This is a genomic window from Streptomyces sp. NPDC052301, assembly GCF_044593395.1.
In the GTDB taxonomy this organism is placed as follows: Bacteria; Actinomycetota; Actinomycetes; order Streptomycetales; family Streptomycetaceae; genus Streptomyces.
Genome location: NZ_JBIUBE010000003.1, coordinates 644,276 through 659,458, shown reverse-complemented (window position 1 = coordinate 659,458; position 15,183 = coordinate 644,276). Strand labels below are relative to the sequence as shown.

The window sequence follows — 15,183 nt, the reverse complement described above, 5'->3', positions numbered from 1 at the left end:
CTGCTCGACCCCGCCGGCTCTCCCCCGCCCCCCGCGGGCGGAGGAGAGCCCACACCTGCGCATCGAGCTGCACACATGCAGTACTTTCGGGTCATGCCCCAGCCCGCCAAGTCCTCACGTACACCAGCCACGCCCGACGCGCCGGAAAGCGCCGCAGGCAGTCGCGCCGCCGCCCAGCGGCTGAAAATGCGCCGGGAGCTGGCGGCCGCAGCCATGGAGCTGTTCGCGACCAAGGGGTACGAGGCGACCACCGTCGACGAGATCGCGGCCGCCGCCGGGGTCGCCCGTCGCACCTTCTTCCGGCACTTCCGCTCCAAGGAAGAGGCGATCTTCCCGGACCACGACGACACCCTGATCCGCGCCGAGGCGGTCCTCAACGCCGCCCCGCAGCACGAGCACCCGCTCGACACCGTGTGCCGCGGCATCAAGGAAGTCATGAAGATGTACGCGGCCCGGCCGGAGATCTCGGTCGCCCGCTACAAGCTCACCCGCGAGGTGCCCACCCTGCGCGAGGCCGAGATCGCCTCGGTGGCCCGTTACGAGCGCCTCTTCACCCGCTATCTGCTCGGCCACTTCGACGAGCACGCACACGCCGACGACGCCAACGACGACCCGTTGCTGGCCGAGGTCGCCGCGTCCGCGGTGGTCACCGCCCACAACCACGTGCTGCGGCGCTGGCTGCGGGCGGGCGGCCAGGGGGACGTCGAGGCGCAGCTGGACCACGCCTTCGCGATCGTGCGGAAGACGTTCGGCACCGGGATAGGGGCCGGGCGCGGTGCGGCCCCCGCGCCGGCCGCCGGATCGGGCCCGGCGGCGGTCTCCGCGCACGGCGAGGTGCTGGTGACGGTCGCCCGCACCGACGCCCCGCTGGACGAGGTCATGCGGACCATCGAGGAGGCGCTGAAGGAGCGCTGAGCCCGCTTCGGCACTGTGAGGACGGCCACCCTTCGGGGTGGCCGTTTTGCCATGTCAGGGCCCGTTTTCCAGCACATTTCACGGCCCGTTCGATCGATCATCGCTCATTTGTTACGTAAAGATTTCATCTGAGAGCACGTTCTGGCACTCAGTGCCTTGCCACCTGACACGCGGTGTCATACGTTGAAGGTGTCCGGGCGGCCGGCGCGCAGAGACCATTCGCTCGCCGGCTGTCCCCGCAAGGCGATGGCCCTGCGCGCCCGGACGCCTGCGTCACAGGCACCCTCCCGCGCCACAAAGCGCTGCCGAAGCACCACCGAGCCGAACCGACGGCACACACCCAGACCCTCAGCAGCACTCATCGCAGCCCGACGAACCCTCAGCGCCCCTCCCTCAGGGCGCTCACCGCCGGAGGCAACACCGTGACCGTGAAGGACATCCTGGACGCGATCCAGTCGAAGGACGCCACGTCCGCCGACTTCGCCGCCCTGCCGCTCCCCGACTCGTACCGCGCGATCACCGTGCACAAGGACGAGACGGAGATGTTCGCGGGCCTGCAGACCCGCGACAAGGACCCGCGCAAGTCCATCCACCTGGACGAGGTCCCCGTGCCGGAGCTCGGCCCGGGCGAGGCCCTGGTGGCCGTCATGGCCTCCTCGGTCAACTACAACTCGGTGTGGACCTCGATCTTCGAGCCGCTGTCCACGTTCGGGTTCCTGGAGCGCTACGGCCGCACCAACGAGCTGGCCAAGCGCCACGACCTGCCGTACCACATCATCGGCTCCGACCTCGCGGGCGTCGTGCTGCGCACCGGCCCGGGCGTCAACGCCTGGAAGCCGGGCGACGAGGTCGTCGCGCACTGCCTCTCCGTCGAGCTGGAGTCCTCCGACGGCCACAACGACACGATGCTCGACCCCGAGCAGCGCATCTGGGGCTTCGAGACCAACTTCGGCGGCCTCGCCGAGATCGCGCTCGTCAAGTCCAACCAGCTGATGCCGAAGCCGGACCACCTGAGCTGGGAGGAGGCCGCCGCGCCGGGCCTGGTGAACTCCACCGCGTACCGGCAGCTGGTGTCCCGCAACGGCGCCGGCATGAAGCAGGGCGACAACGTCCTGATCTGGGGCGCGAGCGGCGGACTCGGCTCCTACGCCACGCAGTTCGCGCTCGCCGGCGGCGCCAACCCGATCTGCGTCGTCTCCAGCGACCAGAAGGCGGACATCTGCCGGTCCATGGGCGCCGAGGCGATCATCGACCGCAACGCCGAGGGCTACAAGTTCTGGAAGGACGAGAACACCCAGGACCCGAAGGAGTGGAAGCGCTTCGGCAAGCGCATCCGCGAGCTCACCGGCGGCGAGGACATCGACATCGTCTTCGAGCACCCCGGTCGCGAGACCTTCGGCGCGAGCGTCTTCGTCACCCGCAAGGGCGGGACCATCACCACCTGCGCCTCGACCTCGGGCTACATGCACGAGTACGACAACCGCTACCTGTGGATGTCCCTGAAGCGGATCATCGGCTCCCACTTCGCCAACTACCGCGAGGCCTGGGAGGCCAACCGCCTCATCGCCAAGGGCAAGATCCACCCCACCCTGTCGAAGACCTACTCCCTGGAGGACACCGGCCAGGCGGCCTACGACGTCCACCGCAACCTGCACCAGGGCAAGGTCGGCGTGCTGTGCCTGGCGCCCGAGGAGGGCCTGGGCGTGCGCGACGAGGAGATGCGCGCCAAGCACATCGACGCCATCAACCGCTTCCGCAACATCTGAGGACACCCGAGGTCATAGATGACTGAGCGTCAGACCGCCGAGACGAAGCGGGAGAAGGACCGGCCGTGGCTCATGCGCACGTACGCCGGCCACTCCACGGCCGAGGCGTCCAACGAGCTGTACCGGCGCAACCTCGCCAAGGGCCAGACGGGTCTGTCGGTGGCGTTCGACCTGCCGACGCAGACCGGCTACGACCCCGACCACATCCTCGCCCGCGGCGAGGTCGGCCGGGTGGGCGTGCCCGTCGCACACCTCGGTGACATGCGCCGGCTGTTCCAGGACATCCCCCTGGAGCAGATGAACACCTCGATGACGATCAACGCCACCGCCATGTGGCTGCTGGCGCTCTACCAGGTCGTCGCCGAGGAGCAGGGCGCGGACATCACCAAGCTCCAGGGCACGACCCAGAACGACATCGTCAAGGAGTACCTGTCCCGCGGGACGCACGTCTTCCCGCCGGGCCCGTCGCTCCGCCTGACGACGGACATGATCGCGTACACGGTCTCCCACATCCCGAAGTGGAACCCGATCAACATCTGCAGCTACCACCTGCAGGAGGCCGGGGCAACGCCGGTGCAGGAGATCGCGTACGCGATGTCCACCGCGATCGCCGTCCTCGACGCCGTGCGCGACTCCGGCCAGGTGCCGCAGGAGCGCATGGGGGACGTGGTCGCCCGTATCTCCTTCTTCGTGAACGCGGGCGTCCGCTTCGTCGAGGAGATGTGCAAGATGCGCGCGTTCGGCCGCATCTGGGACCAGGTCACGCGCGAGCGGTACGGCATCGAGAACCCCAAGCAGCGCCGGTTCCGGTACGGCGTCCAGGTCAACTCCCTCGGCCTGACCGAGGCGCAGCCGGAGAACAACGTCCAGCGGATCGTGCTGGAGATGCTGGCGGTGACGCTGTCCAAGGACGCCCGGGCGCGTGCCGTGCAGCTGCCCGCCTGGAACGAGGCGCTCGGCCTGCCCCGGCCCTGGGACCAGCAGTGGAGCCTGCGCATCCAGCAGGTGCTCGCCTACGAGAGCGACCTGCTGGAGTACGAGGACATCTTCGAGGGCTCGAAGGTGATCGAGGCGAAGGTGGACCAGCTGGTCGCGGACGCCCTCGCGGAGATCGACCGCATCCAGGAGATGGGCGGCGCGATGGCCGCCGTGGAGTCCGGCTACCTGAAGTCCCAGCTGGTCTCCTCGCACGCCGAGCGCCGGGCCCGGATCGAGTCCGGCGAGGAGAAGATCATCGGTGTCAACGCCTTCGAGAGCACCGAGCCGAACCCGCTGACGGCCGACCTGGACACCGCGATCATGACGGTCGACCCGGCGGTCGAGGCCCGCGTCATCGCCGGGCTCGAGACCTGGCGCGACACGCGCTACCAGCCGCCCTTCAACCACCCGCGCCCCTGCAAGGCGCTGGAACGGCTGAAGGAGGCCGCCAAGGGCACCGAGAACCTGATGGAGGCCACGCTGGAGTGCGCCCGCGCCGGCGTCACGACCGGCGAGTGGGCCGGGGCGCTGCGCGAGGTGTTCGGAGAGTTCCGGGCACCCACCGGGGTGTCGTCCGCGCCGGTGGCGGTGACCGCCGAGCCGGGCTCCGCGCTCGCCGAGGTCCGCGCCAAGGTGGACGCCACCGCCCGCGAGCTGGGCGTCGGCAAGTTGCGCTTCCTGGTCGGCAAGCCGGGCCTGGACGGGCACTCCAACGGCGCCGAACAGATCGCCGTCCGCGCCCGTGACGCCGGCTTCGAGGTGGTCTACCAGGGCATCCGCCTGACGCCCGAGCAGATCGTGGACGCGGCCCTCGCCGAGGACGTGCATGCGGTGGGCCTGTCGATCCTGTCCGGTTCGCACGCCCAATTGGTGCCGGACGTACTCCAGCGGCTGCGTGTGGCCGGTGCCACAGATATACCCGTGATCGCAGGTGGCATCATCCCGAACGGGGACGCCGAGCAGCTCAGGCAAGCCGGAGTGGCCGCCGTCTTCACCCCGAAGGACTTCGACATCACCGGAATCATCGGCGCCATCGCCGACGAGATCCGGAAAGCGAACAAGCTCGACCCCCTGGAGGTCCCCGCATGACCACCCCCGTCAACCGCCTTCGCCCGCGGCGCTCCTGCCTGGCCGTCCCGGGCAGCAACCCGCGCTTCCTGGAGAAGGCGCAGGGCCTCCCGGCGGACCAGGTCTTCCTCGACCTGGAGGACGCGTGCGCGCCGCTCGCCAAGCCCGAGGCGCGGCACACCATCGTCAAGTTCCTCAACGAGGGCGACTGGACGGGCAAGACGCGGGTCGTGCGCGTCAACGACTGGACGACCGAATGGACGTACCGGGACGTCGTCACGGTCGTCGAGGGCGCCGGCCAGAACCTCGACTGCATCATGCTGCCGAAGGTGCAGACGGCCGAGCAGGTCGTGGCGCTGGACCTGCTGCTGACGCAGATCGAGAAGACCATGGGCTTCGAGGTCGGCAAGATCGGCATCGAGGCGCAGATCGAGAACGCGCAGGGCCTGAACAACGTCAACGCGATCGCGCAGGCCTCCCCGCGCGTGGAGACGATCATCTTCGGCCCGGCCGACTTCATGGCCTCCATCAACATGAAGTCCCTCGTCGTGGGCGAGCAGCCGCCCGGCTACCCGGCGGACGCCTACCACTACATCCTGATGAAGATCCTGATGGCCGCCCGTGCCAACAACCTCCAGGCGATCGACGGCCCCTACCTGCAGATCCGCAACGTCGAGGGCTACCGCGAGGTCGCGCAGCGCGCCGCCGCGCTCGGCTTCGACGGCAAGTGGGTGCTGCACCCGGGCCAGGTCGAGGCGTCCAACGAGATCTTCTCGCCCTCCCAGGAGGACTACGACCACGCCGAGCTGATCCTGGACGCGTACGACTACTACACGTCCGAGGCGGGCGGCAAGAAGGGCTCCGCGATGCTGGGCGACGAGATGATCGACGAGGCCAGCCGCAAGATGGCCCTGGTCATCTCCGGCAAGGGCCGCGCCGCCGGCATGCAGCGCACCAGCAAGTTCGAGATCCCGGAGGCCTGAGCGCGATGCAGTTCGGACGCACCTACGAGGAGTTCGAGGTCGGGGCGACGTACAAGCACTGGCCGGGCAAGACGGTCACGGAGTACGACGACCACCTGTTCTGTCTCCTCACCATGAACCACCACCCGCTCCACATGGACACGAACTATGCGGAGAAGACGACGGACTTCGGCAAGAACGTCGTCGTGGGCAACTACATCTACTCCCTCCTGCTCGGCATGTCCGTCCCGGACATCTCCGGCAAGGCGATCGCCAACCTGGAGATCGAGTCGCTCAAGCACGTGGCGCCGACCTTCCACGGCGACACGATCTACGGCGAGACGACCGTGCTGGACAAGTGGCCGTCGAAGTCGAAGAACGACCGCGGCATCGTCTACGTCGAGACCAAGGGCTACAAGCAGGACGGCACCCTGGTGTGCGTCTTCCGCCGCAAGGTCATGGTGCCCACCGAGACGTACATCAAGGAGCGCGGCGGCGAGCAGCCCGGTCGCCCGGAACTCAAGCAGCAGGAGAAGTAGGCCATGGCCCGTCTCGCCCAGACCGCCGGTCTGACCGACGTCCAGCAGGAGATCCTCTCCACCGTCCGGGACTTCGTCGACAAGGAGATCATTCCTGTCGCGACGGAGCTGGAGCACCGCGACGAGTACCCGCAGCAGATCGTCGACGGGCTCAAGGAGCTCGGCCTGTTCGGTCTGATGATCCCGGAGGAGTACGGGGGCCTGGGCGAGTCGCTCCTCACCTACGCGCTGTGCGTGGAGGAGATCGCCCGTGGCTGGATGTCGGTGTCCGGCATCATCAACACCCACTTCATCGTCGCGTACATGCTCAAGCAGCACGGTACGCAGGAGCAGAAGGACCACTTCCTGCCGAGGATGGCGGCCGGCGACATCCGGGGCGCCTTCTCGATGTCGGAGCCGGCCCTGGGCTCCGATGTGTCGGCGATCACGTCGAAGGCGGTCAAGGACGGTGACGAGTACGTCCTGAACGGTCAGAAGATGTGGCTGACGAACGGCGGCACGTCGTCGCTCGTGGCCGTCCTGGTCCGCAGTGACGAAGGACACCCCGAGGGCACGGCGCCCCACAAGTCCATGACGACCTTCCTGATCGAGAAGGAGCCGGGATTCGGTGAGGTCCGCCCGGGCCTGACCATCCCCGGCAAGATCGACAAGATGGGCTACAAGGGCGTCGACACCACCGAGCTGATCATGGACGGCCTGCGCCTTCCGGCCGATCGGGTGCTCGGCGGCGTCACCGGCCGAGGTTTTTACCAAATGATGGACGGCGTCGAGGTCGGCCGGGTCAACGTGGCGGCGCGTGGCTGCGGTGTCGCCCAGCGCGCCTTCGAGCTGGGGGTGCAGTACGCCCAGCAGCGGCACACCTTCGGCAAGCCGATCGCCCAGCACCAGGCCATCCAGTTCAAGCTGGCGGAGATGGCCACGAAGGTCGAGGCCGCCCATGCGATGATGGTCAACGCCGCCCGCAAAAAGGACTCCGGGGAGCGAAACGACCTGGAGGCGGGCATGGCGAAGTACCTCGCCTCCGAGTACTGCAAGGAGGTCGTGGAGGACGCCTTCCGCATCCACGGCGGCTACGGCTTCTCCAAGGAGTACGAGATCGAGCGCCTGTACCGGGAGGCGCCGATGCTGCTCATCGGTGAAGGCACCGCCGAGATCCAGAAAATGATCATTGGTCGCAGGTTGCTCGAAGAGTATCGGTTCCAGGGCTGATTGTCCGGATACGGGGTGTTTTCTTCGAGAAGAAGATCACACCCCGTAGGCGGCCTTCGGCCGCCGACTCGGCTGACTGGCTTGCCCAGTTGTGGTCCGCGACCGGTACGATCCCGGGAAAGCCGCCGTCCCCCGTCAGAGTGCGGCATCATCCGCTACGAAGGTCATCCATGCCCCACAGCCTCACCTCTGCACCTCGCGACAGCCGAGCCGGCGTACGCCTCGCGCGCGGAGCATCGCCGTGGCTTCTCCCGACCGTCGCCACCGCAGCCCTCAGCCTGGCCCGCGCCCGCCGCTCGGGCGCCGCCAAGGCCGTCGCCGTGCCCGCCACCGCACTCGCGGCGGGCATGCTGTGGTTCTTCCGCGACCCCGAGCGTGAGATCGCCACCGGCCGGGTCATCTCGCCCGCCGACGGTGTGGTGCAGAGCATCATGCCGTGGAAGGACGGGCGCACCCGCGTCGCGATCTTCATGAGCCCCCTCAACGTCCACGTCAACCGCGCGCCCCTCGCGGGCACGGTGACGTCCGTCGAGCACATCCCCGGCGGCTTTGTTCCGGCTTTCAACAAGGAGAGCGAGAACAACGAGCGCGTAGTCTGGCACTTCGACACCGAACTCGGCGACATCGAGATGATCCAGATCGCCGGCGCGGTGGCCCGCCGCATCGTGCCCTACATCCCTGAGGGCACGAAGGTCGAGCAGGGCGACCGTATCGGTCTGATCCGCTTCGGCTCGCGTGTCGACCTCTACCTGCCCGAGGGCGTGGAGGTCGCGGTCGAGGTCGGACAGAAGACCGTGGCTGGGGTGACTCGCATTGACCGTGATTGATCCGGAGACCCAGGCGGGCTGGGTGCCCGAGGCCGACGAGGTGGACGAAGAGGAGGAGATGCCCCTCTCTCTGCGCCTGTCGATAGCGGACACCCTCACCCTGGGCAACGCCACGTGCGGGTTCATGGCGGTGTACTTCACCACCACCGGCATCCTGATCCCGCACCTGACGGGCAACGACGAGTCCGCGGGCATGGCCCGGCACAGTGCCGCCACGGCCGTGATCCTGATGCTCTGCGCCGCCGTCTTCGACCTGTTCGACGGACTGGTGGCGCGCAAGCTGCGCTCGTCGCCGATGGGCGCGGAGCTGGACAACCTCTCCGACCTGATCAGCTTCGGGCTGGCGCCCGCGTACTTCGTCCTCGTCTACGGCATGGTCGCCGACGACGCGCACCAGAGAGTCGCGGCGCTCGGGGCGATCGTGGTGCTCCTGGCCGTCGTACTGCGGCTGGCACGCTTCAGTTGCGTGACGATGAAGGACGGCGTGTTCCAGGGCATGCCGTCGCCGTTCGGCGCGCTGACGGTCGTCTCGATCGTGCTGCTGGAGCTGCCCTTCGTGGCGACGCTGCTGGCGATCCTGGGGACGGCCTGGCTGATGGTGAGCCGGGTGGAGTACCCCAAGCCGCGGGGCCGGCTCGCCGGGGCGATGCTGTCCTGGATCGTGCTGTCCATGGGTCTGCTGGCGGCGTGGGCCTTCGACGCACCCAGCGGCCAGCTGCTACTGCAGACGGGCTGTGCGCTGCAGCTGGTCATGGGCGCGGTGATCCCGCTGTTCGCCACGGCGCGTCGCGTGAACAACTTCCGCGACAACCGCCGGGAGGCCCGGACGGCGCAGCTGCCGTAGCGGTGCGGTCGCCTCGCGGCCGCTGGTACGAAGGGCCCCGGACCCGGGATCGGGTTCCGGGGCCCTTCGCCGTCGTGACCGGCCCGAGGGCCACCCCCCCGGCGGCCCCGGGGGTGGCCCTCGGCGATGCGGACGGCGACCGTTCCGGGAGCGACGCGGGCGGCGACCCGGTCCAGGACCGGCCCCGGCCCGGCGTCTGCGACGACCCGGCCCGCCGACGCCCCGGCTGCCGCAGCGGCGCTTGCAGGAGGGGCCCCGGACCGTTTCCGGTCCGGGGCCCCTCGTTCGCGTGACCGTCCTGGGGGCGCAGCCCCCGGTACCTCAGCCCAAGCGGTCCTCGGCGATGCGGACGGCGACCCGCTCCAGGATCGGGCCCGCGTCCGCGATGCACGTGGCGACGTCCGGCTCCACCGAGGTGAGGGGGTAGGCCCGCTCGATCCCGGCCCCCAGCAGCGCCTCCTGCGACAGCGCCAGCCGCCCGCACACCGCCACCACGGGCGTGGCCGCGGCCCGAGCGGCGGCGGCCACGCCCGCCGGCGCCTTCCCGTGCAGCGTCTGCTCGTCCAGCGACCCCTCACCGGTGATGACCAGCGAGGCCCGCTCCAGCGCCGGAGCGAAGCCGAGGACGTCCAGCATGACCTCGATGCCGGGCCGGAACCGGGCGCCGAGCAGCAGCGCGCCGTAGCCGATGCCGCCCGCCGCGCCCGCACCCGGCGCCGCCGCGTACTCGGCGGCACGCGGGCCGGCCTCGGCCTCCAGCACCTTCGCGAAGTGGGCCAGCGCCGCGTCCAGGGTGTCCACGTCGTCCGGCGAGGCCCCCTTCTGCGGGCCGTACACCGCCGGGGCGCCCTTCGGCCCCGTCAGCGGATTGTCGACGTCGCTGGCCAGCACCAGCTCCACGGAGGCCAGCCGCGGGTCGAGCCCGGACAGATCCGCCCGCGCCAGACCGGCGAGCCCTCCGCCGCCCGGCGGCACCGGCTCGCCCTCCTCGTCGAGGAACCGCGCGCCCAGCGCCGACAGCATGCCCGCGCCGCCGTCCGTCGTGGCACTGCCGCCCACGCCGAACACGATCGTGCGCGCGCCCGCGTCCAGCGCGGCGCGCAGCAGCTCGCCGGAGCCGTACGTGGAGGCCGTGAGCGCCGCGAAGACACCGGCCGGCAGCCGCTGCAGGCCGCTCGCCTCGGCCATCTCCACGACCGCGGTGTCACCGCGCAGCGCGAACGCGGCCGTGACCTCCTGCCCCAGCGGCCCGGCGACCCTGATCTCCCGCCGCTCGAAGCCGGCCGCGACCGCCGCGTCCACCGTGCCGTCGCCGCCGTCGGCCACGGGCAGGGCCTCGACCGCGAGGTCGGGCACGACCCGGCGCAGCCCCGCCGTCACCCACTCGGCGACCTGCACGGCCGTCAGCGAGCCCTTGAACTTGTCCGCGGCGATGAGCACCCGACGGGTCTCGTTCACTGCAGCGTCCGCCACCTTGCTTTCCCCTTGCTCTCCGGGCCCCGCGCACGTCAGGGCCAGTCGCGCCGCTGCGACCATAACCGCAAGCGGCCTCCGCCGTCATGCCCCGCCCGAAGGCTGGGAAGCCGCTGGGAGGCCGCTGGGGAAAACGGGTACATCCCAGCCATGACCACCCTGCCCGTGACCGCCCCGCGCGCCGCACCGGACCTCGCCGACCGCATCCACGGCGGCTGGCTCGGCCGGATCGCGGGCAACATGCTCGGCAAACCGGTCGAACAGGGCGAGGTGTGGACCCGGGACCGCATCGACCGCTATCTGCGCGGGGCCGCGGCGCTGCCGCTCACGGACTACCTGCCCGAGCCCGCCGACGCGGCCGAGACCGCCGTACTGCGCCCGGAGTGGCGCCAGTGCGTACGCGGCCGGATCCACGGCAGCTGCCGGGACGACGACGTGGACTACGCGATCCTCGGCCTGCACCTGCTGGAGACCCGCGGCTTCGGCTTCAGCACCGAGCAGGTCGGCGACCTGTGGCTGCTCAGGCTGCCGTACCTGCAGACGTTCACCGCGGAGCGGGCGGCGTACCGGAATCTGGCGAACGGGCTGAAGCCGCCGCTGACGGCGACGTACGACAACCCGTACCAGGAGTGGATCGGGGCGCTGATCCGCGCCGACGTCTTCGGCTGGACCTGTCCCGGCGAGCCGGCCCGGGCGGCGGGTCTCGCGCGCCGGGACGCGGCGCTGTCGCACACCGGAAACGGTGTCTACGGCGCGATGTTCGCGGCGGCGCTGGTCGCGGCGGCCTTCACCGCGCCGACCGTGCGCCAGGCGCTGGAGACGGCGCTCGGCGTGATCCCGGCGAGCAGCCGGCTCGCCCGTACCGTGCGCCGGGTGGCGACCCTGCACGAGACCCGGCTGCCCTGGGAGGAGACCGTGGCCACGGTGGCCGAGGAGACCGCCGGGCTCGGCTGGATCCACACCGTGCCGAACGCGGCCGTGCTGACCGCCGGGCTGCTGTACGGCGACGGCGACTTCACCCGGACCATCGCCCTGACCGTGCGGGGAGGGCTGGACACCGACTCCAACGGGGCGACGGCCGGCTCGGTGGCCGGGGTCCTCACCGGCGCGGACGCGATCCCCGCCCAGTGGACGGACCCGCTCGAGGACACGGTGCGGAGCGCGGTGTTCGGCTTCGACGGTGTACGGATCAGTGCGCTGGCCGAACGCACCCTGCGCCTGGCGACCGCCGGACGGTAGCCGGGCACCGGCTGGTTACCCTTCCTCAATGACCACCACGCCAGACTTCGCCACGTACATCGCGAGCCTCCCCCGGGTGCTCGCCGGTGCCGCCGCGCTCTTCCGGGACGCCGAGGGGCGGGTGCTGCTCGTCGAGCCCAACTACCGCGAGGGCTGGGCCCTTCCGGGCGGCACGATCGAGTCGGACGACGGCGAGACCCCGCGGCAGGGCGCACGGCGCGAGACGCTGGAGGAGATCGGCCTGGACCGGGAGCTCGGCCGGCTGCTGGCCGTGGACTGGGTCCGCGGCCAGGCGCACCCGCCGCTGGTGGCCTACCTGTACGACGGCGGTGTCCTCACGGACGCCGACCTGGCGGCCATCCGCCTGCAGGAGGAGGAACTGCTGTCCTGGCGTCTGGTCCGGCGCGAGGAGATCGCCGGCCTCCTGCCCGATGCCCTCGGCCGCCGTGTCCTGACCGCGCTCGACACCCTCGCCGCCGGCACCGGCCCGGCGGAACTGGAGAACGGCCACCGGGTGGCGTGAACCGGGCGCGGCCCGGGCTCCGCGTCGAGGTGAGCGCCGAGCGCCACGGCCGTCGCCCGGGCGCCGGCATCATGAGGTCACGCCGGGTGCGCAAACCCGGCACACACCAGGAGGACACCGCGCACATGCCCCGCCCCGCCGGACCGGACGACGGCCGTGGCTGCCTGAACCGGGTCCTCGCCGTGCCGGTCGCCCTGCTCACGCTCGTCACGGCGTTCTTCTGCTGGGCGGCGCTCGTCACGCGCCCTTCCGGCCCCTGGGACGACGCCGCGTACGCCGGGATCGCCGTGGCGTGTCTCCTCGCCCTCACAGCCGCGGCCGGCGCCCTGGGGCTGTGGCTGCTGTCCCGGCGGGTCCTGGGCTGGGGGTGGGCGGCCCCCGTCCTGGTGCTGGCCGCCGTGGCCGCCGTGCGGTGGGCGTCGATCAGCTGAGATATGCGTTCGCGGCGGCCGGTCCGCCCGGCCTACCCTCGGCTCCATGACCAAGCCTCTCGTCGCCGTGCTCAGCGGGGCCGGTATCTCCACCGACTCCGGCATCCCCGACTACCGCGGCCCGAACGGGCTGTGGCGGCGGGACCCCGAAGCCGAGAAGCTCGTGACGTACGAGTACTACATGAGCGATCCGGAGATCCGGCGGCGGTCCTGGCAGATGCGGCTCAGGAGCCAGGCCCTCGGGGCCGAGCCCAACTCCGCCCACCGGGCCGTAGCCGAGCTGGAGCGGTCCGGCGTCCCGGTGCGGGTCATCACCCAGAACGTGGACGGGCTGCACCAGCTCGCCGGGATGCCCGCCCGCAAGGTGCTGGAGCTGCACGGCAGCGCACGCGGTGTCGTCTGCACCCGGTGCCATGCCCGCGGGCCGATGGAGGACGCCCTCGCCCGGGTCGAGGCCGGTGAGGACGACCCGCCGTGCCTGGAGTGCGGGGGTGTCCTGAAGTCGGCGACGGTGATGTTCGGCGAGCGGCTGGACCCGGTGGTGCTCGGCGAGGCCGCGGCGATCAGCAAGGCCTGCACGGTGTTCCTGGCCGTCGGCAGCAGCCTGCGGGCGCAGCCCGCCGCCGGGCTGGTCGGTGTGGCCGCCGACCACGGGGCCCGTCTGATCGTCGTCAACGCCGAACCGACGCCGTACGACGAACTGGCCGACGAGGTCGTCCGCGAGCCCATCGGCACCGCCCTGCCCGAGCTGTTGCGCCGGCTCGGCGAAGAAAGCGACGCGGAGAAGTAATTCGAGTTCGCCAAGTCCCCCCGGCTTGTCGATTACCCGGGAATCCGCTTTCCCTTTACTCGGTCGACATTCCGGTCGCCCCGCTTTTTACTGAAACATTAATTGCTGTGTCCAAATGATTCGTGATACACAGGTTGACGACCTGACGACACAATCACACACGGGACAAAACGGGGCATGAGGTCGGAAACAAGCCGAGTTCTCATCACGACGGCGCGTGCTCAGCATCATGAGTTCGCCAACTGCCTGCACACCGTGGCCGGGCTGCTTCACATGGAAATGTACGACAGAGCGAGTGAGTTCATCGCGGAATTGACCCGGGCACGGACCACGCAAACCCGTCGTGCCGACCACGTCCGCGAACCGGTGCTCAGCGCACTGCTCGTGGGCAAGAGCGCCGTCGCCGCCGAGCGCGGGGTGACCCTGCACATCGGGGCGAGCACCAGCCTCCCGCGCCGTGCACTGGTCCCCCACGACCTGATGATGGTGCTGGGCAACCTGATCGACAACGCCCTGGACGCCGTGGCCGCCCGTCCCGTCCCGGACCCCCGGGTCGACGTCGACGTGTGGGCGGAGGGCGACACCGTCATCCTGCGGGTCGCCGACAACGGGCCCGGTGTCCCGCCCGACGCGCGCCCCCACGTCTTCATCGAGGGCTGGTCCACCAAGGAACCGCACCACGGCCGCGGCGTGGGGCTCGCGCAGGTCCGGCGGATCGCCGACCAGTACGACGGCACGGTCGCCCTGGACGAACGCGCCGGCGGGGGCGCCGTGTTCACCGTACGGCTGCCCCGGGCGCTCGCCCCCGAGGCGGTGGTCGGCCGGTGATCGACGTGCTCGTGGTGGACGACGACTTCCATGTGGCCGAGGTCAACGCCGCCTACGTGGCCCGGGTCCCCGGCTTCCGGGTGGCCGCGCGGGCCCACACCGCCGGCGAGGCCCTCGCCGCGGTGCAGCGGGGCGGGATCGACCTGATCCTCCTCGACCAGTACCTGCCGGACCGTACCGGGCTGCGGCTGGTGCACCAGCTGCGGCAGGGCGAGTACCCCGTCGACGTGATCATGGTGTCGGCCTCCCGGGACGCCGCGTCGGTGCGCGCCGCCCGGCGCTACGGCGTCCTGCACTACCTCGTCAAGCCGTTCTCCTTCCCCGCGCTGCGCGCCAAGCTGGAGTCGTACGCCGCTGTGCGGGGCTTGCTCGACGACGCGGACCAGCTGGAGCAGGACGGGCTGGACAGCGTCTTCGGCGCCCGGGAGGCCGCGGCGGCCCCCGTCTCCGCCTCCCGGGGTCTTTCCGGGCCGACCACCGAGCTGATCCGCCGGACCCTGCGCGAGGCCGACCGGCCGCTGTCGGCGCACGAGGTGGCCGAGCGGGCGGGAGTGAGCCGCTCCACCGCCCAGCGCTACCTCAAGCGCCTGGAGGAGCGGGGCGGCGTCCGGCTGAGCCTGAAGTACGGGGACGCGGGCCGCCCCGAGCATCACTACGGTCTGCGCACGGTGTTGGCAGAAGGAGCAGAATGAGGTTTCCGCACGGAATTCCCAGTGCGCCCAGAACCGCATCCGCCGGGCCTTCCTGATCTACCGTCTTCCCCGAGCCGATGTTCACGAACGGGTGGCGAG

General features: G+C 70.6%; 15 protein-coding genes. 14 read left to right on the top strand and 1 reads right to left on the bottom strand.

Going from position 1 to position 15,183, the window contains the following annotated elements; all coding sequences use genetic code 11:
- Positions 1–93: 93 nt before the first annotated feature.
- The 8 genes from ACIHEJ_RS10220 to pssA all read left to right on the top strand — a co-directional run bounded on the left by ACIHEJ_RS10220 (position 94) and on the right by pssA (position 9,108).
- A complete protein-coding gene (locus ACIHEJ_RS10220; RefSeq protein WP_400133782.1) occupies positions 94–915 on the top strand; it encodes a TetR family transcriptional regulator in 822 nt (273 codons plus the stop codon).
- Between the two features lie 428 nt (positions 916–1,343).
- A complete protein-coding gene (gene ccrA / locus ACIHEJ_RS10215) occupies positions 1,344–2,681 on the top strand; it encodes a crotonyl-CoA carboxylase/reductase (protein ID WP_400134026.1) in 1,338 nt (445 codons plus the stop codon).
- Between the two features lie 18 nt (positions 2,682–2,699).
- Positions 2,700–4,748 carry a protein meaA gene (locus ACIHEJ_RS10210; RefSeq protein WP_400133781.1) on the top strand — a complete coding sequence of 683 codons (2,049 nt, stop codon included), beginning with the start codon at positions 2,700–2,702 and terminating at the stop codon, positions 4,746–4,748.
- Positions 4,745–5,710, top strand: coding sequence for an HpcH/HpaI aldolase/citrate lyase family protein (locus tag ACIHEJ_RS10205; protein ID WP_400133779.1), 966 nt, complete (start codon positions 4,745–4,747; stop codon positions 5,708–5,710). Before ACIHEJ_RS10210 ends, ACIHEJ_RS10205 begins: the two co-directional genes overlap by 4 nt.
- A gap of 5 nt (positions 5,711–5,715) precedes the next feature.
- Positions 5,716–6,228 carry a MaoC family dehydratase gene (locus tag ACIHEJ_RS10200; RefSeq protein WP_019757884.1) on the top strand — a complete coding sequence of 171 codons (513 nt, stop codon included), beginning with the start codon at positions 5,716–5,718 and terminating at the stop codon, positions 6,226–6,228.
- Between the two features lie 3 nt (positions 6,229–6,231).
- Positions 6,232–7,437 carry an acyl-CoA dehydrogenase family protein gene (locus ACIHEJ_RS10195; RefSeq protein WP_400133778.1) on the top strand — a complete coding sequence of 402 codons (1,206 nt, stop codon included), beginning with the start codon at positions 6,232–6,234 and terminating at the stop codon, positions 7,435–7,437.
- A 170-nt stretch (positions 7,438–7,607) separates the two neighbouring features.
- On the top strand, positions 7,608–8,264 hold the full coding sequence (locus tag ACIHEJ_RS10190) for a phosphatidylserine decarboxylase (protein ID WP_400134024.1): 657 nt from the start codon (positions 7,608–7,610) through the stop codon (positions 8,262–8,264).
- A gap of 22 nt (positions 8,265–8,286) precedes the next feature.
- A complete protein-coding gene (gene pssA / locus ACIHEJ_RS10185) occupies positions 8,287–9,108 on the top strand; it encodes a CDP-diacylglycerol--serine O-phosphatidyltransferase (RefSeq protein WP_400134022.1) in 822 nt (273 codons plus the stop codon).
- 321 nt (positions 9,109–9,429) lie between these two features.
- On the opposite strand, the gene ACIHEJ_RS10180 is transcribed toward pssA, so the two are convergent.
- Entirely contained in the window at positions 9,430–10,566 is a 1,137-nt protein-coding gene (locus ACIHEJ_RS10180) for a glycerate kinase (protein ID WP_400133776.1), read from the bottom strand.
- A 165-nt stretch (positions 10,567–10,731) separates the two neighbouring features.
- Here ACIHEJ_RS10180 and ACIHEJ_RS10175 point away from each other — a divergent pair, with 165 nt between their 5' ends.
- The 6 genes from ACIHEJ_RS10175 to ACIHEJ_RS10150 all read left to right on the top strand — a co-directional run bounded on the left by ACIHEJ_RS10175 (position 10,732) and on the right by ACIHEJ_RS10150 (position 15,084).
- Entirely contained in the window at positions 10,732–11,820 is a 1,089-nt protein-coding gene (locus tag ACIHEJ_RS10175; RefSeq protein ID WP_400133775.1) for an ADP-ribosylglycohydrolase family protein, read from the top strand.
- A gap of 28 nt (positions 11,821–11,848) precedes the next feature.
- The gene (locus tag ACIHEJ_RS10170; RefSeq protein WP_400133773.1) at positions 11,849–12,343 is read left to right on the top strand and encodes an NUDIX domain-containing protein; all 495 of its coding nucleotides are present in this window, start codon (positions 11,849–11,851) and stop codon (positions 12,341–12,343) included.
- A 125-nt stretch (positions 12,344–12,468) separates the two neighbouring features.
- Positions 12,469–12,774: a hypothetical protein gene (locus ACIHEJ_RS10165; RefSeq protein ID WP_400133772.1), complete on the top strand. Its 306-nt coding sequence runs from the start codon at positions 12,469–12,471 to the stop codon at positions 12,772–12,774.
- A 46-nt stretch (positions 12,775–12,820) separates the two neighbouring features.
- A complete protein-coding gene (locus tag ACIHEJ_RS10160) occupies positions 12,821–13,564 on the top strand; it encodes an SIR2 family NAD-dependent protein deacylase (RefSeq protein WP_400133770.1) in 744 nt (247 codons plus the stop codon).
- Positions 13,565–13,741: 177 nt separating this feature from the next.
- On the top strand, positions 13,742–14,392 hold the full coding sequence (locus ACIHEJ_RS10155) for a sensor histidine kinase (protein WP_400133769.1): 651 nt from the start codon (positions 13,742–13,744) through the stop codon (positions 14,390–14,392).
- On the top strand, positions 14,389–15,084 hold the full coding sequence (locus ACIHEJ_RS10150; RefSeq protein WP_400133767.1) for a response regulator: 696 nt from the start codon (positions 14,389–14,391) through the stop codon (positions 15,082–15,084). The genes ACIHEJ_RS10155 and ACIHEJ_RS10150 overlap by 4 nt, the downstream gene beginning before the upstream one ends.
- Positions 15,085–15,183: the final 99 nt, after the last annotated feature.

Excerpts from the sequence above, each read along its gene's own strand:
- ACIHEJ_RS10200 (WP_019757884.1), top strand. The coding sequence starts at position 5,716 with ATGCAGTTCGGACGCACCTACGAGGAGTTCGAGGTCGGGGCGACGTAC.
- ACIHEJ_RS10175 (WP_400133775.1), top strand. The coding sequence starts at position 10,732 with ATGACCACCCTGCCCGTGACCGCCCCGCGCGCCGCACCGGACCTCGCC.
- ACIHEJ_RS10190 (WP_400134024.1), top strand. The coding sequence starts at position 7,608 with ATGCCCCACAGCCTCACCTCTGCACCTCGCGACAGCCGAGCCGGCGTA.
- ACIHEJ_RS10165 (WP_400133772.1), top strand. The coding sequence starts at position 12,469 with ATGCCCCGCCCCGCCGGACCGGACGACGGCCGTGGCTGCCTGAACCGG.
- ACIHEJ_RS10160 (WP_400133770.1), top strand. The coding sequence starts at position 12,821 with ATGACCAAGCCTCTCGTCGCCGTGCTCAGCGGGGCCGGTATCTCCACC.
- ACIHEJ_RS10205 (WP_400133779.1), top strand. The coding sequence starts at position 4,745 with ATGACCACCCCCGTCAACCGCCTTCGCCCGCGGCGCTCCTGCCTGGCC.
- ACIHEJ_RS10220 (WP_400133782.1), top strand. The coding sequence starts at position 94 with ATGCCCCAGCCCGCCAAGTCCTCACGTACACCAGCCACGCCCGACGCG.
- ACIHEJ_RS10155 (WP_400133769.1), top strand. The coding sequence starts at position 13,742 with ATGAGGTCGGAAACAAGCCGAGTTCTCATCACGACGGCGCGTGCTCAG.
- ACIHEJ_RS10170 (WP_400133773.1), top strand. The coding sequence starts at position 11,849 with ATGACCACCACGCCAGACTTCGCCACGTACATCGCGAGCCTCCCCCGG.
- ACIHEJ_RS10195 (WP_400133778.1), top strand. The coding sequence starts at position 6,232 with ATGGCCCGTCTCGCCCAGACCGCCGGTCTGACCGACGTCCAGCAGGAG.
- ACIHEJ_RS10210 (WP_400133781.1), top strand. The coding sequence starts at position 2,700 with ATGACTGAGCGTCAGACCGCCGAGACGAAGCGGGAGAAGGACCGGCCG.